Source organism: Arsenicibacter sp. R0_47 (assembly GCF_057652235.1).
On sequence record NZ_JBYFCJ010000001.1, the window covers coordinates 676,557 to 698,448 of the forward strand.

Here is a 21,892-nt window from a genome sequence, read left to right on the forward strand (position 1 = left end):
TAACCCGTAAAACGCATGAAAAAACTCATTCTGTGCCTGTTGTTTCCGCTGGCAGGTTTTGCGCAGTGGCAACCGCAGCAAAGCAATACCGACGCCAGTTTCCGGGCAGTATCAGCGGTTAATAAGACTGTTGCCTGGATTGGCGGGACTAAAGGAACATTTGTCCGCACCACCAACGGCGGTACGACCTGGCAGGCCGGTACGGTAAAAGGAGCTGAAGCCTGTGATTTCCGCGACGTACATGCCGTGGATGCGCAGACAGCCTACCTGATGGCGGCAGGCCCCGCCGAACAGGGGCAGGCCCGTATCTACAAAACCACTGACGGCGGCAATTCGTGGCAGTTGCTGTACGAGACTAAGCAAGCCGGGGTGTTTTTCGATGGCATCGACTTCTGGAATGCGGATGAGGGCATTGTGTTTAGTGACCCGATTGGTGGTAAGTGGTTTGTGTTACGGACGCAGGACGGCGGCAAAAGCTGGCAGCAGGTCTCACCGGACAACTTACCGGCAATGGCTACCGGCGAAGCCGCGTTTGCCGCCAGCGGCACGAGCTTGCTGGCACGATCCGGCAAGCAGAAACAGGTCTGGATTGGCTCGGGCGGCGCCACCACCGGACGGGTTTTCCGGTCGGCCGATGCCGGTGCGACCTGGTCGGTGGTCGAAACAGGACTGGCCGCCGGACCGAGTGCCGGGGTTTTTGGCCTGTGGTTCAGCAAAGATGGCCGCAAAGGCATTGCCATCGGCGGCGATTACAAGCAGGAAAAGCTGGTTTCTGACAACGTGGCCATTACGCAGGACGGCGGCAAAACCTGGCAACCGGGCGGCGCTACCAATCCGGCCGGCCTGAAAGAAGCGATCGGCATGCTGACTGCCAACCGGCTGGTGGCTGTCGGGCCCTCGGGGACGTGTTACACCGACGATTTCGGGAAGACCTGGACACCCATCGACGAATCAGGGTTTCATGCCATCAGCTGTGCCGGCGGTGTTTGCTGGGCGGTCGGCAGTAAGGGCAAAGTCGCCGTACTGACCGGTGTGCCGAAGGCGGCGAAGTAAGGGGATGTTTTTTTCATGATTGCTTTGCAACGGAAGGCCCTTTATCCGGCGTAATGCCAGTAACTCCCTTGTAATCAGTAAAACCAATATGAAACCTGCTTCTCTTATCACCCTATGCGCCGCCGTGTGGGTATTTATGGCCTGTAGTAAAACGGTTGATCCGGCAAACGGCTCCGGTAATACCAGTGCTACCGATGCCAATCCCGACTGGACGACGGCTTCTCACGGCAAAGATGCCGATCCGGATTATACCGTTGTGTTTCCACAGACGCAGGTGAATACGCTCGAAATCACCATGACCGCTGACGACTGGACGGCCATCCGGACCGATATGAAGAAAATCACCGGCAGCGATTTCGGTGCAGCCAGCGGTACGCCGGGCGGTGGGGGCGGTGCCTTTTCGACAACCGAGCCGGCTTATGTGGCGGTTACGCTGAAATTCAACGGTAAAACATGGAATAAGGCAGGCTTCCGGCTCAAAGGAAATTCCAGCCTGTCCTCAACATGGCGGTCGGGAATTTACAAATTGCCGTTCCGGCTGAACATGGACGAGTTTGAGGATACGTACACGGAAATTAAAGACCAGCGGTTTTACGGCTTTCAGGAGTTGTCGATGTCGCCGGGTTTCAAGGATAACTCACTGATCCGTGAAAAGGCAGGGGCCGATATTTTCCGCATGGCCGGCATCCCGGCTGCCCAAACGGCCTTCTATAAGGTGTACATCGATTTCGGTGCCGGTAAAAAATACTGCGGCGTCTATACCATGGTGGAGGTAGTTGACGACACCATGGTTAAAAAGCAGTTCGGGGAGGATAAAGGCAATATTTACAAGCCTGAATCAACGTTTGCAACATTTGTCCAGAGCCAGTTTGAGAAGAAAAACAATAAAACCGAAGCCGACTACAGCGATGCCCAGTCGTTTATCACTGCCCTGAACGCGGCAAACCGCACGACGAATGCTGCCGGGTGGCGGGCAAATCTGGAAAAGACAGTAAACGTCGATCATTACCTCCGGTATCTGGCCGTCAATAATACGATTGTTAACTGGGATGCCTACGGTGCAATGGCCCATAATCATTATTTCTACAACATGCCGTCGAAGGGTCTGACGTGGATTCCGTGGGACTTAAACGAGTCAATGACGAGCAGCAGCGGAGCCGGAAAGGCGGTGTCACTGGAAATGACGGAAGTTGCCAAGACGTGGCCGTTAATCCGCTATGTGGCCGATGATCCGGTCTATTATGCGAAGTATAAGCAATATGTAAAGGAGTTTAACGATACGGTATTCACACCGGCAAAAATGAATGCCTTGTTTGAGCAATACACAACACTCATTACGCCCTACGTTAACGGGACGGAGAAAGAACAGGCGCCCTACTCGCACCTGACCAGCCTGACGAACTTTACGGGGGCTTTAGCTACGCTGAAACAACACGTTACTACCCGTAATCAGGCCGTGGCTAACTTTGTGAAATAACGGTTTATTTAGTGCAGTCAGAGCAAACACCCTGAATCAGCAGGTTCATTTCCTTAGACTCGTAGCCTGTTGGCAGCGGAACCTGCGGGATCAATACCTGGTCGAGGCAGGTTGTCTGCCCGCACGCCTGGCATTTGAAATGAACATGCTCATGGTGATGATGGCCGTGGGCACAAGTCTCCCGGCAAAGGGCATATTTCGGGTTTCCTTCATCGTCAAGTACCTTGTGGAGCAGACCCTTGTCGAGGAATGTCCGCAGGGTACGGTAAATGGTCACGCGGTCATGATCAGGACCTAACCCCTGTTCAATATCACCGTGCGAAAGGGCGTGGCCAGCCTTCAGAAACAGATCAAGCACCTCCTCGCGGCTGCTGGTGTGCCGGAGGTCAAAGCTTTTGAGCATTTGTGCTGTAGTCATGGCTGTATTGGTTTTGGTTACAGGGTAAGTGATCGGTTAGCCGCTTACCCTGTAACAAATTTAATCAATGGTTTCGAACTGTAGCTTCACTAAATTAGCATACAGACCATCTTCGAGAGCTGCTAATTCGTCGTGTGTACCGGTTTCGGCAATCTGTCCTTCGCGGAGAACATAAATCGTATCGACCTTGCGGATCGTGGCCAGCCGGTGGGCAATGATGATCGTTGTGCGGTTCTGCATCAGCTCATCGAGCGCTTCCTGTACCAGCCGTTCCGATTCGGCATCGAGCGAGCTGGTTGCTTCGTCAAGAATCAGAATGGCCGGATCTTTCAGAATGGCGCGGGCAATGGCAATCCGCTGCCGCTGACCACCCGAGAGCTTAACGCCCCGCTCACCGACCAGTGTTCCGAACTTCTCGGGAAACGACTCAATAAACTCGAGCGCATTGGCTTTGCGGGCAGCTTCAATAATATCGGCGTCCGTGGCGTCGGGTTTACCGTACGCGATATTCTCGCGGATCGTCCCGCCGAAGAGCATCACTTCCTGCGGTACAATGGCGATATTCTGGCGTAAATCCGTGATGTTAAAATCCTGAACCGGTTTGTCATCGACAGTAATGCGGCCGCCCTGAACCGGATAATACCGCATCAGCAGCTGCACGATGGTCGATTTACCGGCACCACTCTGGCCAACCAGCGCGATCTTGCGGCCGGCTTCCACACGGAGCGAAACCCCTTTCAACACCTCAATATCCGGGCGCGCAGGGTAAGAGAACCGGACGCCTTCAAATGCCACGGTGCCTTGTACCTCAAGCGGCAGGGCAGGGCGTGGGGTGTCGACATCTACCTCCGGCGTTTCTTCCAGAATTTCCAGTACACGCTCCGACGAACCGATCGTTTTCTGAATCTGGGCATACATATCGCCCATTCCGCCGACCGAACCGCCAATGAAGCCGGTATAGAAAATAAACGTAATCAGATCCGAGAGGGCCATTTCGCCGGAGAGCACAAGGCCGCCACCGTACCAGAGCACACCAATAATGCCTCCGAAGAGGGCAAAAATGACAAATGACACAAAGCCGCCACGGAACCGCGACGACCGCAGGGCCACCGTAACGACCCGTTGCAAGGCATTGCCATAGCGGTTAATCTCAAAGCGTTCGTTTGTAAATGCCTTGACAACATTGACCGATTGCAGGGTTTCTTCAACGATTACGTTGGCCGTGGCCAGTTCGTCCTGCGCCTGCTTCGACATTTTCCGGATATACCGGCCAAAAACAATGGCCGAAATAATCAGTACCGGGAAGGTCGCCAGCATAAACAGGGTCAGCTTCCACGATACATACAGGATGATGGCCGTACCGACCAGCAAGGTTGCAATCTGGCGGAAAAACTCGGCCAGCGTCAGTGATAATACATCCTGCAACTGCGATACGTCGGCCGAAATCCGGCTCGTGAGCTCACCCACGCGGCGCTTTTCGAAAAACGAAACCGGCAGCGTAATGATTTTACTGTAGACTGCGCGGCGGACATCGGCCATTGACCGTTCGCTGACCTGCGCAAAAAAGTAGATCCGGCTGAACGAAAAAACGGCCTGAATCACCAGAATACCCACAAAAAAGAGAATGATCTCGTTGATTGTGTAGGTCGATTTGCGTTCGAGTACCTTGGTTACTTCTTTAATAATCAACCCGAAGCTCAGGGTTGTGCCGGTCGATAATACCAGAAAACCGAAGCCCAGGATGTACTGTAACCGGTAAGGTTTGATAAACCGAAAAATTCTGAAGGCCTTGGTTAAACCTTCGCGGCTGATTTTCTTCTTATCCTCGGGGCTTGCTTCACTCCCAAACCCTCTGCCATGCTTTGCCATTGTACTAAGAGACGGCAGGCTTGTCGCCTGACCATTTTATGTGTTTATTCCTTTTCGTCGGCCTGACCTTTATAGCCCGATTGCTCAAAAAGCCGGCGGGCGTTGGTCTGGGTCATTAAGTCCTTTAAGGAAGGTTGTTTTTCGTCAAAATAGCGTCCTACAATGCGCCAGCCCACCCAGCGGCCGATGGCACCGGGGCAACGGGCACCGATTTCGGCCGTAAACGGACGTTCATTCATGTAGCGCATTTTAACGGATGGGCTAATTTGGTATAACAATTGATTGTCAATAAAGTGCGCCCACACAAGGTCCTGCGCATTGTAGGTCTCGGTGAGCTGCAGGTCGCTGTATCCGATCAGCAGGCTGTCGGCCAGTGGCTGACCATCTGAGCCGGGTAAAACGGATTTGGTAAAGACATAGCCTTTGCCATAATACACCATATCGGCCAGCAACGTCTGATCCTGACGGTCCGTTGCATTGTATTTGTCGGAAATCCCGAACACTACGGCCGGAGCAATGTACTCTTTCTGGTAGCGTTTGAGGATGTACTGCGGAAATTCAGGACCGCGCGGCCGGTAGGTGGCGTTCGGACCGGCAAAGAAATCGAGGCCAATGACGATCAGGCTATCGGTAATGACCAGGTCGGGGCCCATAAAGCCGGTTACCATGGTAGCGATACGCGGAGGCCGGAAATCCGGAAACTCCCTGTGAATGTTGGTAAATGCGGTTGCCAGCTGTTCGCGCAGCTCCTTTGCCGGGCCGAACTCGTTTTGAACCTGCCGGTACAATACGTTGAGTGTACTGTCGTTAATCCGGTTGTATAACTCGTTGACAAGGGCTGTATCATTGCCAGGCTGCTGCGGAGCAGTCGTGTTAAAATACAATCGGGCCACATCCGCGTTGGCATTTAGAAAAGCCTGGATGCTGTCGCGCGATTTGGCGGAAAACAGGGCCTGATCGAGCCGATGGAGGGTAACTTCCTCACGTTTGGTACATGAGTTGATCAGGAGAATACAAAAAAAGCCCCACAGGGCAACCCGTAAATGCATGCGTGTAAGCAGGTTTTCTTTCTTGAAAACGTACAAAATTATGAAAAAAGTTGCAGCCCTGACCTTAATCTTTGGCTATTTCCTGTTACCGGGTCTGGTTACGGCACAAAAGCCGGCCTGGCAATCGGGTAACTATAGTACGTCCGGTACGGATGATCTGTCGCCGGTAACCAAACGCCGGTTGAAAAAGATTCTGGGCACGTCCTACGATCAACGTCAAACCGGACCGCAGTCGTATGTCGACGACCGCGATGACCGGAAAGGGAAAAAGAAAAAGGGAAAAAATAACACCGCTGACCGCCAGTACCAGAGCGAACTGCGCCGCCGGCAACAGGCCGGTCAGGATATTTATCCGGACTATGAGCGTCCGAGCCATCTGATTGAGATGAGCCTGCGGTTTTCGCCGGTTTTCAACGCAAATACAGCCGAAGGGCAGGGAGCCTATCAGAATTTTGCACCCAATGGTCTGGGTGTTCGCCCGAGCATTGGGGTATCGCTGGATTATTTCTTTTTCAAAGACCGCTATGCGTTCAGTTCAGGCATCTGGTATACGATTAAGCGGTCGGGTTACGTGATGCCGGGATCCTTCGGCCAGACCCGCTGGGATCCGGCGGCACCGGCCAAACGCTCGGTCTATAATCTGCAATACGCGCAGATTCCGGCAACGGTGAAAATGTTTGCCAACAATGCCTTCCCGAATGCGCGGCTGTACCTGCAGACCGGCGGCCTGATTGATATTAAGCTGTCTGAAAAGGCGCTGGACCCGCAGCGGAACGGGCTTTACCTGGCTGCTGAGCAAAGCGGCACACGGCGGCAGTATGGCTTCGCCGACTTTACATGGTTACTGGGAGCGGGTGTGCAGTACAAACTGAACCAGACCAACGCTGTTAACCTGGGTATTAGTTATCAGCGTGGTTTACTGGATGTTGCACGCGGCCGTGATCTTGTTTCGAAGCAACGGATACTGGCCCTTGAGGTCGGATTTAAGTTCTAAGTATACGTTCGAAAAAAAATAATAACATTTGATGTATTCAGATAATATCTGGCACAGGTTTTGATGAAAGATTTGTAATTAAGAAGATTTAGCTCGTCCAAACATATATAGTCTTTCGAGACGTTGCTTACCGATACTTTTCGATGCCAATCGAAAGTGCCTGTATGGGAAAGCCTGGTTCACTAGAAACCGGGCTTTTTTGTTTCCCATAACCTTATCTTTATGAACCTGCGATCCGGATCAGATCGTCAATGTGATTAACAATCGTCGCATTTTCGGGCAGTTCAATATCCTGCCCTACCACCTGGTATCCTGTCATGAGCAGATGACTGTCCGGAAAGGCAGCGGCAAGCCGGTTCACAAATGGCTGTACCTCGTGGTTAGACGGTACGGAGGTAATGGCTGTGAAGATATAGTCCGGCTTGTGTACGTTATAGGCAAATTCCAGCTCGGTGAACGGCAGGCTCTGCCCCAGATAAATGACTTTGTTATAGCGTGCCCGGACAATGTAATTAGCAAACAGCAGGCTGATTTCGTGCAGTTCGCCTTCCGGTAGAAACAGGAGGTATTTTTTGCCGTCGGGGCGTTGTTTACTGACCTGTCCGTCAATGGCAACAATGAGCTTTTGCCGGATCAGGTTGGTAATAAAATGCTCCTGCGCCGGTCCTATAGAACCTGTTACCCACAGCGTACCGATACGGCTCAGAAACGGATAGATGATGTTGATCATCGTATTTTCAAAGCCGAACTGAAGAATATTGGTACTGATGATTTTTTCAAAACGCTCCTCGTCCAGATCAATCATGGAGATGGTAAGCGCATGAATCTGATCGGGATAGTTGAGCTGCCGGTCCGAAATTTTAACCACTTCCCGATACATTTCCTCTACTGACAATCTTGAGATGTCAGAGATTTTGTATCCGTGGTCTTTTAACAGCGAAATATTCAGGACAAGCTTAAGATCCTGATCGTCGTACGTGCGGATGTTTGTATCCGTGCGCTTAGGCGTAATGATGTTGTAGCGCTGTTCCCAGATACGCAACGTATGGGCTTTAATGCCGGAAAGTTGCTCTAAATCCTTGATGGAATAGTTGCTCATGGGACAAGATAATAACGATTAATAAATAAAGACACAGGTGTCGCATTGCTACCAAACTGAAGAGGCATCTTACAATTCGGAAAAAAGTGGTACAAGCTAGTGAATCATAGTAAACAAGTCAATCACTAAACAGACTTGTTTGGTGACAACTTATTTAGTATACAACCCGGTGTTTGCCAGTTTTGTTTTACAAAGATTAAACAAGAATCAGTAAAAGATGTGAAATGAAGAAAAGAAATTGTGCAAGGAGTAGCCAGCCAGCCAGCCGGTTAGCTTTTATAAACGGAAAACGGAACCAGCAGAGAAACAGGCAGAAGGAGACAATCCACCAGGCTACGTAGTTTTGAAGCGGTACAGGCTGTCCGTACCAGTGCCAGAAATCAAGCCTGATGGCGACCGGTTCAATAAATACATCCAGTAAGACCATCAGCGAAGCCGCCAGGGCAGCCTTTGCCGGATAGGAATGTGTGGTCTGCGCACACACAGACCCGCAGCAATACGACAACATCAGCCAGTTAAAGCCAATCATTGGCGGTACTTCCCAGAGGTGAGGCCCCAGTACGGGTCCGTAGGCATAATGTCCGAAAATAAGGCCGGTCTTTACGCCGGTCACTTCAATGAAAAAGCCGGTCAGTATGGCAATTACGATGTAGGTTTTAAAGGAGGGTGCCCAGTCGGTGTGATACCAGAGCAGCAATGCCAGCGATACCGTCAGATTGACCGGAACGAGCAGCTTAAATACCGGAGCCAGCATCGGTACATGCAGACCGACAGAACCTACAAGGTGGCTTAACAGCAGTAAAAAAACGATGAGCGTGTGTTGACGGTTGGTATTTGGTACGGCGGTGAACATACCCTTAAAACAGAATTGACAAAAAAAAGTTGGCAAATAAACCGGCAGGTCAGGCCATTAAAAGGGAGAGGAACAAAACAAAAAAGCCTCACATTTGTGAGGCTTTAGGTAGGGTAGAAGATGGGGTTCGAACCCACGACCTTCGGAACCACAATCCGACGCTCTAACCGACTGAGCTACAACTACCATTTTGGATTGCAAATATAACAGGTTATGTCTGGTTTTGGCAAGCGTTTTGCCGAAAAAAAATCACAAAAAAACGCGTTCCGGTCGTTTTAGGTTGATAATTAGTACATTATACTAGCTTGCGTGGCGTGGTAGCCATAAAGTCTTTGAGGTAAAAAGGCTCGAATGTGACGACATGCTCAAACCGGCCTTGTTGCCAGGCAGCAGCGGCCAGTACCCCGATCTGACGCGCAGAAGGAGATATAACCGTTTCGGGAAAGAGGGCGTCGGGGTGATTCCCCAGTACCGGCCGGCATTTAGCAGCACCGTCACCAACAAAGACGAGGGTGTGAGCGGCCAGTTCGCCGGCAAATGAGGTTTCATCAATAATCATTGCCGATGTAGGTGCGGTTTCGTTACCGGCGGTATCATACAGGGCGCAGTATACTTCCATCCGGCGCGCGTCGATCATCGGGCAGATGAGAATGGGTTTGCGGGGCGTCTGTGCTGCATAGAACGGCCGGATCTGTTCGGCCATGCCCTGTAGGGTATTAACGGCAATCAGCGGTTTATCGAGCGAAAAACAAAGCCCCTTTGCCGTTGACACGCCGATGCGGAGACCGGTATAGGAGCCCGGACCTTTCGCAACGGCAATGGCATCCAGCTGCGGCAGCGAAAAGCCGGTGTGCTGTACGACCTGATCAATCAGGGTGGTCAGCATTGCCGATGATGTGCGTTCGGTAAACAACTCATAACTCCCCAGCAATGTGCCGTCCCTGTGCAGTGCAACCGAACAGATGGTTGTTGAGGTATCAATGGATAAAATAAGCATAGAGCACTAAGATAAAAGGCAGAAAGGGAGCATGCCAGGCATGTCTCCCTTTCCGGTAAGCAGCAGCTTTATTATTTCTTCAGAATAGACTGATAGCGGTTCATGTCTTTGAACAGATCAAGGGCCGCTTTCATCTCCGGATCGTTGTTGAACGACGACTCTTTAATGCCTTTCTGGAGGTAGTAATGGCCTGTAATTTCCTGCTCAAGCATTGGCTTCAGTTCCGGCTTAAAGGTCATCAGGTCGGCCTCCTTGCTATGGGATACCTTGGTTTGCAAGGCTTTCAGCTGGTCTTTGATCAGGTCAAAATATTTTTCCTTTTTCGCCGAGGCTTCCAGGTTCGACAAATCCTTCTCTACCTGCGTCGTATAATCGTATTCTTTATCTTTCAGCCAGCTGACAAACTCCTGATATTCAGCGTCAGTCAGGCGGAATTCGCGGGCCGGTTTAATCTGCGGGTGATCGTGCCGGTATTTGACGGCATAGTCGAAAATCAGCCCTTTATTGCCCAGGCTCAGCGCAATCGGCGTCGGATTATTGGCTTCGGTAATCACATCCGGCAGTACACCGCCACCGTCATACACGACGCGGCCGTTTTTCGTTTTAAATGCCGTTTTCAGCGAATCGGCAATCTTACCAACGCTGCCGTCCGGGTTGCGGTGGCTGTAATCAATAGCCTGAATACACCGTCCGCTCGGAATATAGTACTTCGCGGTGGTAATCTTCATTTTGGTATTAAACGACAGGTCGCGGGTTGTCTGAACCAGCCCTTTACCATACGTCCGTTGCCCGATCAGTACGCCGCGGTCATAGTCCTGAATAACACCCGATACGATTTCGGCTGCCGAGGCGCTGCGGCTGTTGCAGAGCACCACAATCGGCAGATCGAGGTCAAGCGGCGGGGCCATAGCCGTGTAGGTTTTATTCCATTCCTGCACTTTTCCTTTCGTGGTAACTACTTCCGAATCTTTCGGAATAAACAGGTTCGAGATGTCGATGGCCATGTTAAGTAAACCGCCCGGGTTCTCACGAACGTCGAGGATCAGCTTTTTCATGCCTTTCGCCTTCAGATCAATAACGGCCTGGCGCACTTCACGGGCGGCCGTAGCGGTAAAGTCTTTCAGATCGATATACCCGACCTCGTCGTTGATCATACCGGAATACGGCACGTTGGTCATCTTCACCACGTCGCGTGTTACGGGAATGGTCAGCAGGTCTTTTTCGCCGTAGCGGCGGACACTCAGCTTCACGGCTGTTCCGTTCTGTCCGCGCAGGAGCTTGTCGGTATTGTCGTCGTCGGGGCGGTTGCGGACTTCAATCCCGTCGATTTTCAGGATTTCGTCACCGATGCGAAGACCTGATTTTTCGGCAGGCGTGCCTTCGTAAATCATCATGACCACGCTTTTTCCCTGCCGCGCACCCACCAGCGCCCCGATGCCGTTGTAGCGGCCGGTGGTCATCGTGCGGTAATCCTCAATTTCCTCCTCGGCGTAGAAGTTGGTGTACGGATCAAGGGCTTTCAGCATGGCGTCGATACTGGTTTTCACCATCCGGTTAGGATTTACCTCATCGACATAGTACATGTTTAATTCACGGAAAAGGGTCGCATAAATGTCGAGGTTGCGGGCAATTTCAAAGAACCGGTCATCGGTTTTGAAGGCGGCCAGCGACGCACCTCCGGCCAGGAGGCCGGCCAGCGCTAAGGCTTTTACAGACTTTTTCATAAACATGTATTTGCTTGTGGCCCGGGGGCACTGCTATCATGGAGTATAAGAAATCAACAGCAAGATCAGGCACGAAATTTCACGGATTGGTCACCGCCCAGTTTTCGTAAGGCTAATTTCATGCCTTTTTCTATCTCTTCAAACGAAATTATTTGTTTGGCGGTATACAAAAAAGCAATATAAGCAGGAGGGGCCGATGTTTGGGTGCCAAATAATAAAGATTTGTTGAGCCGGTAGCTTTCGCGTACCCGCCGGCGCACTGTATTCCGGTCGACCGCATGTTTAAAACTACGTTTGGAGACAGAAATCAGGATGGATGGGAGTGAGGGAACGGGTGTGTCGGCCAGCGGCTGTTCATCGAGGTAAACCACCCTAAAAGGAAAGAGGTAGAACGTTTGGATTTCCGTGCTACCTCTTTTGAATAAGCGATCAATGATCGTTTTGTTGGTCAGCCGTTCGGCTTTCTGGAACGTCTGTTTCATAATGCTGTCAGTTCGAGATCTACAGTGATTTGTGTTCCGTTTGGTCGACAAACCCGGCAGAGGGTCAGGCACCTGATGAAAAACCTTACAGTTTAACGCGGTCGCCTTTTTTCTCGTCTGATACAGTCAGTTTCCAACGACCTTTAGCACGACGACGTGCTAATACTTTACGACCATTGTGGCTGCTCATACGCTCGCGGAATCCGTGTTTGTTTTTCCGCTTGCGGTTTGATGGTTGATAAGTTCTTTTCATTGTATTATCTGCTCAGGAGCGCTGTTTCCCAAATGAGTCCGCAAAAATAGCTGATCAGGCCGGATAAACCAAATTTATATTTGCTAAAGTTTAAGGTAGTGCCTTTGGGTGTGGTTGTGGTACATATTATGTTGGTTTTCCGGTTAATTAGACGACCGGCACAAAGTTAAAAAGCGTGTCAGGTTATAACTTTACAGGCGTTTTCATTGTCATGTGAATGTTGTCCGAACGCCGTTCACCAGAGCCTGTCATTTATGCACTATATTCTGTCTGCTGATCCGCAATTACCGCATTATATTGCCGTTGATGCTCATCTGGCTGATATTACGACTGATACCGTTGTGTTCCAGTTACCTGCCTGGCGTCCCGGCCGGTACGAACTGCAGCATTTTGCCAAAAATATTCAGCGCTTCGGTATTTATGATCAGGCGGGAAATCCGGTTCCGTTCCGGAAAGTTACCAAAGACCGCTGGCTGGCTGAGACGAAGGGGCTGACGGAACTGTTCGTCCGCTACAACTATTTTACCGGTGTCATCAACGCCGGAACGAGTTTTATCAGTGATACGCTGCTATACGTTAATCCGGTCAATCTCTGTGTATATGCAGAAGGGCGCATAGACGAGCCTTGTCTGCTGACACTGACTATTCCGGCTGCGTGGCCGGTTGCCTGTGGGTTGAAACAAGCCGGTGAACAGCAACTGTGGGCCAGTGATTTTTACGAACTCATTGACTCGCCGCTGATTGCAGCGCCTGACCTGCAACGGATTGATTATACGGTTGGCAATACTCCGTTTACAGTATGGTTTCAGGGAAATATTGTGCCGGACCATGAGCGGATTGCCGACGATTTCAGCCGGTTCTCAGCGGCCCAGCTCGCGTTATTCGGGGAGTTTCCGGAAGACGATTACCATTTCCTGACCATTGTGCTGCCAACGGCTTACTACCACGGCGTTGAACACCGCAACAGCACCATGCTGGTGCTGGGTCCTGATGATGAAGGCGAAGGGCTGTACATCGACCTGCTGGGTGTGTCTTCCCATGAGTTGTTCCACGCCTGGAACATCATCCGGATACGGCCGCAGGAGCTTCTGCCCTATGATCTGACCCGCGAAAATTACTTTCAGACCTGCTTTGTGGCCGAAGGCGTTACGACCTACTACGGCGACCTCATGCTGCGCCGGGCGGGCGTGTTCTCCGATGCGGCGTACCTGAAAGAATTGCAGGTGACGTTTAAGCGGCACTTCGATGTGAGTGACCGCGCCTTCCAGTCGCTGACCGAATCGTCGTGGGATTTGTGGCTGGATGGCTACGACAAAGGCGTTCCCGACCGAAAGGTGTCCGTATACCATAAAGGGGCGATTGCGGCTTTGATTCTGGATCTGCATATCCGGCAGCTGACCAATCATCGCCGGAGCCTGGATGATGTCATGCGGCTGATGTGGGAGCGGTATGGTAAACCATTTATCGGCTATAGCTATGCGGATTATCAGGCTGTTACGGAGGAGGTTGCCGGACAGCCGCTGGCGTGGTACTATACGCTTTGCATTGAGGGAAATACCTCGTTGCTGTCCACGCTGAATCAGTATCTTGGTTTTGTCGGCTTGCAGATTACCCATGATGAGAACGGCGGCGTGCTGCTGGAGGTGGTGCCCGACGATCTGATCGGTACCCTGAACCGGCGTAAATGGTGGGGAATTGACTGAAATAATAAAACCGGCGCAAGTGCGCCGGCCTTATCACCGTTAACTAAATCTAATTCATTGTGATATTTCGTTGCGGCAGCGTTTCGGTGATACCCGGCGTCGCTAACTTAAAACTGCGTTCCTGAATTTGTTTGCCGTCAGAAATCTGGAAGGTGTATAACCCGTCGGCAAGTTCGCTCAGGTCGAAACGCTGGCGGAAAGTCGTTTTCTTTGAGTAAATATCGCTTTCATAAACGACTTTCTGCTTGCTGTCCATGATACGCATGGTCAACCGTTTGGCAGGGATTCCCTTTTCGACAACCATCCAGAGTTTGGACGGGTCGGATGCCGGATACATGGCTAAAGCCAGATTCTGTTCAGGCTTCGCTTCGTAATAGGTTTCAGTGGAGGCTTTTGCCTGTGCATTAGCCCATGACGATACAACTACACATGTGGCCACCAGCAGGGCCTTGCCGAAAGATTGACGTAACGTTTTCATTGAGAGTTCAGTTTATGTTGTTTACATGCTAAAGATGACAACAACTGCCCCGAACGTTGCATCCGGTGATGAGCGGCCGGAATAAAGGACAAACGGCACCTGTGCTGTATGAACAGCACTACTCGGTATATTCCAGTTCTTTTCCGAAGGTTTCGTCTATCTTATAAACCGACCAGAGGCCAATGGCAAAACAAACCAGGCCGACGATGGCACCGGCACTGATCACGCCAACCGACGCTTTTAGAGCCTGAAAGGCCGGAATACTCAGCAGCGTAGTCGCCCGTACGTTGTTGGCTACGGAGGTGGTCGCCGTAGCACGGAGGTTGGTACCAAAGTTCTCAGCTGTGACGGTCAGGAAAAGGGCAATGTAGCCTATGGCAAAGCCCATACCGGAGCAGACGGCATAAAATGCATTGGCCGATGAAATACCGCCAAACAGGTAGACACCCACAAAAACCATCGTCAGGCCGGTCATGATACCAATTGCTTTCCGGCGCGAATGCAGGTAATGGCTGAACGGTCCGCTGATGAGATCACCGACCACCACGCCAATGTAGGTAAACAGAATGCAGCGGCCAGCCTGAATATCGGTAATGCCCATAGCAGCTCCGAACTCGTTGCCGAAGGTGGCCAGGATGCCGATGACATAATAAGTCGGTACGGCAATGCCCATGCAGAGCAGATACCTGACGAAGCGGTCGCGGTTGTTGAAAAAGGCAGCAAAACTCCCCCGTCTGATCTGGTCCTGCCGGATTTTAACAAACATCCCCGATTCCAGGACGCCTAACCGGAGCAGCAGCAGACCGAGGCCCAGGCCGCCACCGATAAAGTAAGCAGTCCGCCAGTCGGAGCCCTGGACGGTAAAAAAGGCAACCACCGCCCCGAGTAGCCCGATGCCGGCGACCAGTGAGGTACCGTAGCCGCGCAGGTGTCTGGGCAGTACTTCGCTCACAAGCGTAATACCCGCCCCCAGCTCACCGGCCAGACCCAGACCGGCCACAAACCGGAGCCACGCATACATATCAGGGCTGCTGACGAAGCCACAGGCAATGTTGGCCAGCGAATACGTAATAATAGAGCCGAACAGGACTGACAACCGTCCGCGCTTATCGCCCAGAATCCCCCACAGGATACCTCCGAGCAACAGACCGGCCTGCTGGTAATTGTAAATTTTTCCGCCGATGATCGAAATTGATTTTTCGTCGAGAGCCAGATCTTTCAGACTGGGGACGCGGACGATATTGAACAGCAACAGGTCATAAACATCCACAAAATAGCCCAGAGCAGCCACAATAACGGGCAGGCTGAACAGCGGGCGCAACGAACGGTTTGTGTCGGTAGAGAGTTGGGTTTGCATAGAGTCGCTAACTTAGAGGCCACTAGTTTAGCTTATTTTTTGACAGGATCGGTATTTTTTGAGAGCACAGGCATGATTTTCAGGATTACCTTGATCTGCCTGATGCGGCCTCTCCGGCAATCCTGCCAAAAAACATCTTCATCAAATTCCTGCTGACAGCAAAAAAGGTTGCAAATCCCACAGAGCCTTCCGTATTTTGCATACCTAATCAATAAACGAATGAACTTCCCCGCAGAACTTTTTTACACACCGGACCACGAGTGGATTCGGTTTGATGCCGATGGCACAGCGGTAATTGGTATTACTGATTTTGCACAGCATGAGCTGGGTGATATCGTGTATGTTGATATCAATACCATTGGAGAGGCATTGGGCAAAGGTGATGTTTTTGGTACGGTTGAAGCCGTAAAAACAGTATCTGACCTGTTCCTGCCGGTTGAAGGTGAAGTCCTTGAGGTAAATCCTGACCTCGACGGCGCTCCTGAACTGGTTAACACAGAACCTTACGAAGGTGGCTGGATCATTCGTGTTAAAGTGGCTGACGATATTCAGAAAGACGATCTGTTAACGGCAGAAGCTTATCAGGAGCTGATTGGTAAATAACGAGTTATAAAGAAAGTGTCAAAGGGCTCCGGTAGGGGCCTTTTTTTTAGAATTGACATTCCGTTTTGCAAGGAATGACAACCCCGATATATGCAAATTCTTCTTCGTTCTGCCCGTATCGTTGATCCGCAATCGCCTTTCGATGGGCAGGTGACCGACCTCTTACTTGACAATGGCCTGATCCGGCAAATCGGCGACAACCTGACGGCCAGTGAAAATACGCGTGTCATTGAACACGAAAACCTGCATGTGTCGCCCGGCTGGGTGGATCTGCGGGTTGCCGGCAAAGATCCGGGCTTTGAGCATAAAGAAGACCTTAGCAGCCTATGCACTGTTGCCGCTGCCGGCGGGTTCACTGACATTGCCCTGCTGCCGAATACACAGCCTGCGGTAGATAACAAGAGTACGCTGGGGTATATCCGGCGCATGACCGAAGGACAGCCCGTGTCGGTACATCCCGTGGCAGCCATCACCAAAGGGGCGAAAGGCGAGGATTTTACGGACATGATTGACCTGCATCATGCCGGCGCCGTGGCGTTCTCCGACGGTGACCACCCGCTTCAGAATGCCGATCTGCTGGTGAAAACCCTGCAATACCTGAAGCCGTTTAACGGGCTGCTGATGAACCGGCCGGAGGAAAAAATGCTGACCCGTTTCGGGCAGATGCACGAGGGCGTACAAAGTACACTGCTGGGGCTCAAAGGGATTCCGGCCCTGGCCGAGGAGCTGATTGTTGACCGCGACCTGCGGCTCCTGGATTATGCCCTTGGTAAAGAGCCGGTATCGGCACCGGTGCTGCATTTCTCCACTATTTCGTCGGCACGATCGGTTGAACTGATCCGCCGCGCGAAGGCTCAGGGAATGCCGGTGAGCTGCGATGTGGCCGTGCACCAGCTGATTTTTGACGATTCGGCGCTGGCCACCTTCGATACCAACCTGAAAGTAGACCCGCCGTTCCGGTCGAAAGCCGATGTACAGGCACTCTGGTACGGTCTGGCCGACGGTACGATTGACGCCATTGTATCTGATCATAACCCGCAGGACGACGAAAGTAAAAACATCGAGTTCGATCTGGCTGATTTCGGCATTATCGGGCTCGAAACGCTGTTTGGAGCGCTGGTAAGCCATAATCAGGGGCTTTCATTGGGGCAGATTGTTCATAAGCTGGCCGTCCGGCCACGGCAGATTCTACGCTTACTGCCGGTTATAATTGACCAGGGACAGGCAGCCACGCTGACGCTCTTTAATCCCGAACGCCCGTGGACGTTCAGGCAGACCCAGTCAAAATCGAAAAACTCACCGTTCCTCGGCAAATCACTGACAGGTGCGGTATCGGGTATTATCAACAAAGGACAGTTTGTGCAGAATACGGGCATTTAATGGTTTTGCCTGAGACAATTATATGAAAAAAGTGATAGACTATTTCAGCCACCCGCTGCTCAGAATTCCGCTGCTGGTTGGTGTGCTGACCGGTGTACTGGGGTTTGTGTACTTTCTGGCATTGTATAGCCTCGGTATCCCGCCGCTGGGAAACCATAAATCGCTGGATTTTGGTATCCATATCATTACGATGACGGCAACCGTATGGTATTACCGGAAGCATATCGGCAAGGGCCGGCTGCACCTGTGGGAGGGCATTTCAATCTGCTACCTGATTAACACCATCGCCGCACTGGTAACCGGCTGGGGAATCTACTTCTTTGTCACACAGATTGATCCGTCGGTCTTTCAGCAATTTCTGGACAACTCGCGGGCGCTCCTGCTGGAAGGGCAGAAAGACATTGTCCGGCAGCTGGGAGCCGATCAGTTTAAAACGATGCTGGCCAACGTTGACCGGATTCAGGAGGGTGATCTGATCTACGATGAACTGTTCAAAAAAACAGCACTGGCCGTTTTGCCGGTTCTGGTTATCTCGATGATCTTCCGAAAGCAGGATTATAGCGTACTGGAATAACCGGCAACAGTATGAATGGTGTATACTATTTGTATATTTAAGGGATAAACGCAATTACAGGTATGGAAGAAAAAGCATCATCTGCGCGCTTTGCCCTGAAATGGGGTCTTATTCTGGCCGTTGGTCAGATTTTGTTTTCGACAGCGCTCTACGTAACGGATCAGATGGGTAATGCCGGGCTTTCGTCATTATCGTACATCCTCATTATCGCCGTTCTGGTCATGGCCATGCGCGATTTCCGTGCGGCCAATAACGGCTACATGAGCTACGGTGAGGGCCTTGGCCTGAGTGCCCTAATCGGTGCGGTATCGGGGCTGCTGTCAAGTGCCTTTTCGGTATTTTACACCACTGTTATTGATACAGAAGTAATGGCGCGGCTGGCCGACCGTGTACGTGAAGATCTGGAAAACAAAAATATCCCCGACAATGTGATTGACAGTCAGATTGAGATGATGCAGAAGTTTCAGTCGCCGGGCTTTCTGTTTATTTTCGGGATCGTCGGCATGATCGCCATGAGCTTTATTTTTTCGCTGGTGATCGCCGCCATTCTGCGCAAAAACAAACCGGTATTCGAGTAGGGGCGACCCCACGTGGTCGCCCTGTTGATAGTCCCCACGTGTAAATTAATTGGGCGACCACGCGTATATTGATTGGGCGACCACATGGGGTCGCCCGTACGGGTTTTTAATTGATCGCCCACGTGTAAATTGATTGGGCGACCACATGGGGTCGCCCGTACGGTTTTTTAATTGATAGCCCACGCGTATATTGATTGGGCGACCACATGGGGTCGCCCGTACGGGTTTTTGATTGATCGCCCATGTGTATATTAATTGGGCGACCACGTGGGGTCGCCCGTACAGGTTATTGATTGGGCAAAAAGGTGGGGCGATTCGCATAACCGGTGCTTTAAATTCGTTAATGCTGCATGTTTGCTGTTTTCCGTAAAGAAGTCAATCAATTTTTCAGCTCGCCCATCGCCTATATCATCATGGCGGTTTTCCTGACGGCGCTGGGGCTGCTGCTCTGGGTGTTTCCGGACACCAGTCTGCCGGAGTATGGCTATGCCGATATGGGTACGTTTTTCAACCTGACACCCTATGTCATGCTGTTTCTGGTACCTGCCATTACCATGCGGTCTATTGCCGAAGAAGTACGGGCCGGTACGCTCGAATGGTTGCTGACCAAGCCTGTAAGCCGCTGGGGCGTTGTCGGCGGTAAGTTTCTGGCGAGCTGGTTGCTGGTAGCGGTCATCCTGCTGCCAACGTTGCTGTACTACTATTCGCTGTATCAGCTGGGCAATCCTGTCGGTAACATTGATTCGGCGGCCGTAAGCGGGTCGTATATCGGTCTGCTGCTGTTAAGCGGGGTATTTGTCTCCATCGGGCTGTGGGCCTCATCACTGAACGATAATCAGGTCGTGGCCTTTGTTCTCGGCGTGTTTGTCTGTTTTTTACTCTACATTGGCCTTGGTGCCGTAGCGGGTCTTGACTTGCTGGGTAGTTTGGCCTATTATGTCTCCTATTTTGCGCTGGATGAGCAGTTCCGTGCGCTGGGCCGCGGCCTGATCGATTCACGCAATGTGGTCTATTTACTGAGCCTGACGGGTTTTTTCCTGTGGCTTACGGTTCGCCGGTTATCGGCCTGATCTCACGTTATGGATGTTCTTAATCAGCTTATTACCCGTAAAAACTTCTGGCGTCTGGCCATTATCTGGACGGTCATTATGTTTATTGGATGTGCGTGGCCGGGAAACGGGCTGCCAAGTGTCGATAATTTCGACAAGTTCGAGCATCTCGCCATCTTCGCCCTTTTTGCCTGGCTATGGCTTCGGGCCGGCCGGAGCGTTACGTGGGTGCTGATTGCCGGTGTGGTTTATGGCATGGGCATTGAAGTGTTTCAGGGCGCATTTCCGGTCTTGAAGCGCTCGTTTGATCTGTACGATGGCGTGGCCGACGCCGTTGGCACAATCCTTGGCATCCTTGTGGCGCAAATTCCTGTATTTAAGGCAGCTGACAAATAAGCATAGTATATAAAAAAAGGGGTAAACCGGTGATTATCCGGTTTACCCCTTTTTTATTGCCTTAACCGTATTAACGCTGTGCGGTTACACGGTTACATTTCTCACCGATTACTTTATAGGCCTGAACAAAGCCAAGCTCTCCGGCACGGCTCAGGTCTGCGCAACCAGCCTGCTCATCGCCGGTATCGAAACGGATGATACCCCGCAGGTAATAGGCTTCTGCATGACGTACATTCAGGCGGGTAGCGCTGTTACAGTCGATAATGGCGCCTTTCTGATCGCCCAACGAAGAACGGATAACGCTGCGGATGAAATACGATTCGGCGTTCGACGGGTTCAGTTCGATGGCACGGTTCATATCGGCTAGTGCGGCTTTCCCTTCACCCTGAGCGTTTTTCAGCAAGCCACGCATCATGAACGCATCCGAACGGTCGTCCTGTAATTCGTTGATTAACCGGTAACGGTCCTGCATCAGGTTATTCAGGATAGGCAGCAGATTGCTGGTGATAAAGTCGCTGTAATAGGCTTTAGTCTGGATCTGGGTATTGCCCATTTCGATTGACTTGTCGATATCGCCGATAGCCTGTTTGTTACTGCCCAGACGGCTGCGGCAGAAACCACGGCTGAAGAATGCCCGGAAGTGCGTCGGATCTAGCTGGATCGTTTTGTCAAAGTCGGCCAGCGCGCCTTCAAAATCCGTCAGACGGGTCTTGGCCAGACCGCGGCGATAGAATAATTCAGGATCGTTCGGGCTGATTTCGATGGCACGGCCAAAGTCGGCGAGTGCACCTTTCGGGTCTTCCAGTTTGTAACGGGAATAACCGCGACCGGCCAGAGCGGCCGATTTGTTCGGTGATTTCTCAAGTGCCAGTGTATAGTCGGCCAATGCACCTTTAAAGTCGTTGGTCTGACTTTTTACGTTACCGCGGGCCGTCAGAATATTTACGTCATTCGGATTTAATGAAATCGCTTTGTTAAAATCGTTTAAGGCACTTGCATAGTAGTTGATCTGTGCCCGGCAAATACCCCGATGATAGTAAAGCATGGCGTCGTTCGGATTCAGATCGATAGCCCGGTTAAAGTCCTGCATCGCTCCCCGGAAGTCATCCAGCTTGGTCCGGTTAATACCGCGGTACAGATAAGCATTGGCATCCTGCGGGTTGAGTTCAATGGTTTGATCAAGATCTTTGATCGCTCCCTGAACGTCATTCAGGCTGATTTTGGCGAGTGCGCGGTTATAATAACTTGGCGCATTTTCGGGATTCAGGATAATGGCTGTAGTGAATGCCTGCAGCGCGCCCGCGTAATCTTTGGCGTTGATCTTCTGTACGCCTTCATTAAAATAGTCTGCGGCGGTTTGTGCGGATTGACTGTACACTAAACCCGGCAATAGAAATCCTGCGAGTACAAGGATACGAAGTAGTGGTTTTATCATAAAGGTTTACAGTAAATTACGGGTTAAATTAGTTACTATACGGTAAAAGTAATTCTATTGGATTGCGCTAC

The 21,892-nt window shown here is 51.3% G+C and carries 22 protein-coding genes and 1 tRNA gene; 10 read left to right on the forward strand and 13 right to left on the reverse strand.

The features are described from left to right. The first annotated feature begins 15 nt into the window (after window positions 1–15). Window positions 16–1,053, forward strand: coding sequence for a WD40/YVTN/BNR-like repeat-containing protein (locus AC23NW_RS02710; protein ID WP_487447544.1), 1,038 nt, complete (start codon window positions 16–18; stop codon window positions 1,051–1,053). Window positions 1,054–1,141: 88 nt separating this feature from the next. Further along, window positions 1,142–2,530, forward strand: a complete 1,389-nt coding sequence (locus tag AC23NW_RS02715; RefSeq protein WP_487447546.1) for a CotH kinase family protein — start codon at window positions 1,142–1,144, stop codon at window positions 2,528–2,530. Between the two features lie 4 nt (window positions 2,531–2,534). Here the strand turns inward: AC23NW_RS02715 and AC23NW_RS02720 are convergent, their stop codons facing one another. From AC23NW_RS02720 to AC23NW_RS02730, 3 genes are read right to left on the reverse strand one after another with little or no spacing between them, the layout of a single operon-like run. Next, a complete protein-coding gene (locus AC23NW_RS02720; RefSeq protein ID WP_293837583.1) occupies window positions 2,535–2,948 on the reverse strand; it encodes a Fur family transcriptional regulator in 414 nt (137 codons plus the stop codon). A 60-nt stretch (window positions 2,949–3,008) separates the two neighbouring features. Continuing rightward, entirely contained in the window at window positions 3,009–4,817 is a 1,809-nt protein-coding gene (locus AC23NW_RS02725) for an ABC transporter ATP-binding protein (RefSeq protein ID WP_487447547.1), read from the reverse strand. Window positions 4,818–4,861: 44 nt separating this feature from the next. Next, window positions 4,862–5,866: a gliding motility protein GldB-related protein gene (locus AC23NW_RS02730; RefSeq protein ID WP_293837585.1), complete on the reverse strand. Its 1,005-nt coding sequence runs from the start codon at window positions 5,864–5,866 to the stop codon at window positions 4,862–4,864. A 40-nt stretch (window positions 5,867–5,906) separates the two neighbouring features. Between AC23NW_RS02730 and AC23NW_RS02735 the strand changes: the two genes are divergently transcribed. Further along, the gene (locus tag AC23NW_RS02735; protein WP_487447548.1) at window positions 5,907–6,860 is read left to right on the forward strand and encodes an outer membrane beta-barrel protein; all 954 of its coding nucleotides are present in this window, start codon (window positions 5,907–5,909) and stop codon (window positions 6,858–6,860) included. 220 nt (window positions 6,861–7,080) lie between these two features. Here the strand turns inward: AC23NW_RS02735 and AC23NW_RS02740 are convergent, their stop codons facing one another. From AC23NW_RS02740 to rpmH, 7 genes are all read right to left on the reverse strand, one after another. Continuing rightward, a complete protein-coding gene (locus AC23NW_RS02740; protein ID WP_293837587.1) occupies window positions 7,081–7,959 on the reverse strand; it encodes a MerR family transcriptional regulator in 879 nt (292 codons plus the stop codon). 196 nt (window positions 7,960–8,155) lie between these two features. Next, window positions 8,156–8,812, reverse strand: coding sequence for a carotenoid biosynthesis protein (locus AC23NW_RS02745; RefSeq protein ID WP_293837588.1), 657 nt, complete (start codon window positions 8,810–8,812; stop codon window positions 8,156–8,158). Between the two features lie 112 nt (window positions 8,813–8,924). Further along, window positions 8,925–8,998 (reverse strand) — tRNA-His (locus tag AC23NW_RS02750). A gap of 109 nt (window positions 8,999–9,107) precedes the next feature. Continuing rightward, the gene (gene tsaB / locus AC23NW_RS02755) at window positions 9,108–9,809 is read right to left on the reverse strand and encodes a tRNA (adenosine(37)-N6)-threonylcarbamoyltransferase complex dimerization subunit type 1 TsaB (RefSeq protein ID WP_487447550.1); all 702 of its coding nucleotides are present in this window, start codon (window positions 9,807–9,809) and stop codon (window positions 9,108–9,110) included. Between the two features lie 71 nt (window positions 9,810–9,880). Then, entirely contained in the window at window positions 9,881–11,533 is a 1,653-nt protein-coding gene (locus AC23NW_RS02760; protein WP_293837590.1) for a S41 family peptidase, read from the reverse strand. Window positions 11,534–11,598: 65 nt separating this feature from the next. Continuing rightward, on the reverse strand, window positions 11,599–12,015 hold the full coding sequence (locus tag AC23NW_RS02765; RefSeq protein WP_293837591.1) for a ribonuclease P protein component: 417 nt from the start codon (window positions 12,013–12,015) through the stop codon (window positions 11,599–11,601). An 85-nt stretch (window positions 12,016–12,100) separates the two neighbouring features. Beyond that, window positions 12,101–12,268: a 50S ribosomal protein L34 gene (gene rpmH / locus AC23NW_RS02770; RefSeq protein WP_083422208.1), complete on the reverse strand. Its 168-nt coding sequence runs from the start codon at window positions 12,266–12,268 to the stop codon at window positions 12,101–12,103. 254 nt (window positions 12,269–12,522) lie between these two features. Between rpmH and AC23NW_RS02775 the strand changes: the two genes are divergently transcribed. Next, the gene (locus AC23NW_RS02775; RefSeq protein WP_487447551.1) at window positions 12,523–13,971 is read left to right on the forward strand and encodes a M61 family metallopeptidase; all 1,449 of its coding nucleotides are present in this window, start codon (window positions 12,523–12,525) and stop codon (window positions 13,969–13,971) included. A gap of 49 nt (window positions 13,972–14,020) precedes the next feature. On the opposite strand, the gene AC23NW_RS02780 is transcribed toward AC23NW_RS02775, so the two are convergent. After that, window positions 14,021–14,449, reverse strand: coding sequence for a T9SS type A sorting domain-containing protein (locus AC23NW_RS02780; RefSeq protein WP_293837593.1), 429 nt, complete (start codon window positions 14,447–14,449; stop codon window positions 14,021–14,023). Window positions 14,450–14,567: 118 nt separating this feature from the next. Then, entirely contained in the window at window positions 14,568–15,806 is a 1,239-nt protein-coding gene (locus tag AC23NW_RS02785; protein WP_293837594.1) for an MFS transporter, read from the reverse strand. 219 nt (window positions 15,807–16,025) lie between these two features. Here AC23NW_RS02785 and gcvH point away from each other — a divergent pair, with 219 nt between their 5' ends. From gcvH to AC23NW_RS02815, 6 genes are all read left to right on the forward strand, one after another. Beyond that, window positions 16,026–16,409 (forward strand): glycine cleavage system protein GcvH, encoded by a 384-nt coding sequence (gene gcvH, locus AC23NW_RS02790; RefSeq protein ID WP_293837595.1) that lies wholly within the window; start codon window positions 16,026–16,028, stop codon window positions 16,407–16,409. Between the two features lie 90 nt (window positions 16,410–16,499). Further along, on the forward strand, window positions 16,500–17,789 hold the full coding sequence (locus tag AC23NW_RS02795; RefSeq protein ID WP_293837596.1) for a dihydroorotase: 1,290 nt from the start codon (window positions 16,500–16,502) through the stop codon (window positions 17,787–17,789). A 22-nt stretch (window positions 17,790–17,811) separates the two neighbouring features. Continuing rightward, window positions 17,812–18,363 (forward strand): DUF4199 domain-containing protein, encoded by a 552-nt coding sequence (locus tag AC23NW_RS02800; RefSeq protein ID WP_293837597.1) that lies wholly within the window; start codon window positions 17,812–17,814, stop codon window positions 18,361–18,363. Window positions 18,364–18,425: 62 nt separating this feature from the next. Then, entirely contained in the window at window positions 18,426–18,941 is a 516-nt protein-coding gene (locus tag AC23NW_RS02805; RefSeq protein ID WP_487447552.1) for a DUF4199 domain-containing protein, read from the forward strand. A gap of 350 nt (window positions 18,942–19,291) precedes the next feature. Then, entirely contained in the window at window positions 19,292–20,011 is a 720-nt protein-coding gene (gene gldF, locus AC23NW_RS02810) for a gliding motility-associated ABC transporter permease subunit GldF (RefSeq protein WP_487447553.1), read from the forward strand. Window positions 20,012–20,020: 9 nt separating this feature from the next. Further along, on the forward strand, window positions 20,021–20,386 hold the full coding sequence (locus AC23NW_RS02815) for a VanZ family protein (protein WP_487447555.1): 366 nt from the start codon (window positions 20,021–20,023) through the stop codon (window positions 20,384–20,386). A 70-nt stretch (window positions 20,387–20,456) separates the two neighbouring features. Here AC23NW_RS02815 and AC23NW_RS02820 read toward each other — a convergent pair whose 3' ends face one another. Then, window positions 20,457–21,821: a tetratricopeptide repeat protein gene (locus tag AC23NW_RS02820; RefSeq protein ID WP_487447556.1), complete on the reverse strand. Its 1,365-nt coding sequence runs from the start codon at window positions 21,819–21,821 to the stop codon at window positions 20,457–20,459. Window positions 21,822–21,892: the final 71 nt, after the last annotated feature.

Coding starts and splice junctions, on each gene's coding strand:
- AC23NW_RS02800 (WP_293837597.1), top strand. CDS start 17,812: ATGAAAAAAGTGATAGACTATTTCAGCCACCCGCTGCTCAGAATTCCG.
- tsaB (WP_487447550.1), bottom strand. CDS start 9,809: ATGCTTATTTTATCCATTGATACCTCAACAACCATCTGTTCGGTTGCA.
- gcvH (WP_293837595.1), top strand. CDS start 16,026: ATGAACTTCCCCGCAGAACTTTTTTACACACCGGACCACGAGTGGATT.
- AC23NW_RS02805 (WP_487447552.1), top strand. CDS start 18,426: ATGGAAGAAAAAGCATCATCTGCGCGCTTTGCCCTGAAATGGGGTCTT.
- AC23NW_RS02785 (WP_293837594.1), bottom strand. CDS start 15,806: ATGCAAACCCAACTCTCTACCGACACAAACCGTTCGTTGCGCCCGCTG.
- AC23NW_RS02710 (WP_487447544.1), top strand. CDS start 16: ATGAAAAAACTCATTCTGTGCCTGTTGTTTCCGCTGGCAGGTTTTGCG.
- AC23NW_RS02720 (WP_293837583.1), bottom strand. CDS start 2,948: ATGACTACAGCACAAATGCTCAAAAGCTTTGACCTCCGGCACACCAGC.
- AC23NW_RS02765 (WP_293837591.1), bottom strand. CDS start 12,015: ATGAAACAGACGTTCCAGAAAGCCGAACGGCTGACCAACAAAACGATC.
- AC23NW_RS02735 (WP_487447548.1), top strand. CDS start 5,907: ATGAAAAAAGTTGCAGCCCTGACCTTAATCTTTGGCTATTTCCTGTTA.
- AC23NW_RS02730 (WP_293837585.1), bottom strand. CDS start 5,866: ATGCATTTACGGGTTGCCCTGTGGGGCTTTTTTTGTATTCTCCTGATC.
- AC23NW_RS02820 (WP_487447556.1), bottom strand. CDS start 21,821: ATGATAAAACCACTACTTCGTATCCTTGTACTCGCAGGATTTCTATTG.
- AC23NW_RS02725 (WP_487447547.1), bottom strand. CDS start 4,817: ATGGCAAAGCATGGCAGAGGGTTTGGGAGTGAAGCAAGCCCCGAGGAT.
- AC23NW_RS02745 (WP_293837588.1), bottom strand. CDS start 8,812: ATGTTCACCGCCGTACCAAATACCAACCGTCAACACACGCTCATCGTT.
- AC23NW_RS02715 (WP_487447546.1), top strand. CDS start 1,142: ATGAAACCTGCTTCTCTTATCACCCTATGCGCCGCCGTGTGGGTATTT.
- rpmH (WP_083422208.1), bottom strand. CDS start 12,268: ATGAAAAGAACTTATCAACCATCAAACCGCAAGCGGAAAAACAAACAC.
- AC23NW_RS02815 (WP_487447555.1), top strand. CDS start 20,021: ATGGATGTTCTTAATCAGCTTATTACCCGTAAAAACTTCTGGCGTCTG.
- gldF (WP_487447553.1), top strand. CDS start 19,292: ATGTTTGCTGTTTTCCGTAAAGAAGTCAATCAATTTTTCAGCTCGCCC.
- AC23NW_RS02775 (WP_487447551.1), top strand. CDS start 12,523: ATGCACTATATTCTGTCTGCTGATCCGCAATTACCGCATTATATTGCC.
- AC23NW_RS02780 (WP_293837593.1), bottom strand. CDS start 14,449: ATGAAAACGTTACGTCAATCTTTCGGCAAGGCCCTGCTGGTGGCCACA.
- AC23NW_RS02795 (WP_293837596.1), top strand. CDS start 16,500: ATGCAAATTCTTCTTCGTTCTGCCCGTATCGTTGATCCGCAATCGCCT.
- AC23NW_RS02760 (WP_293837590.1), bottom strand. CDS start 11,533: ATGAAAAAGTCTGTAAAAGCCTTAGCGCTGGCCGGCCTCCTGGCCGGA.
- AC23NW_RS02740 (WP_293837587.1), bottom strand. CDS start 7,959: ATGAGCAACTATTCCATCAAGGATTTAGAGCAACTTTCCGGCATTAAA.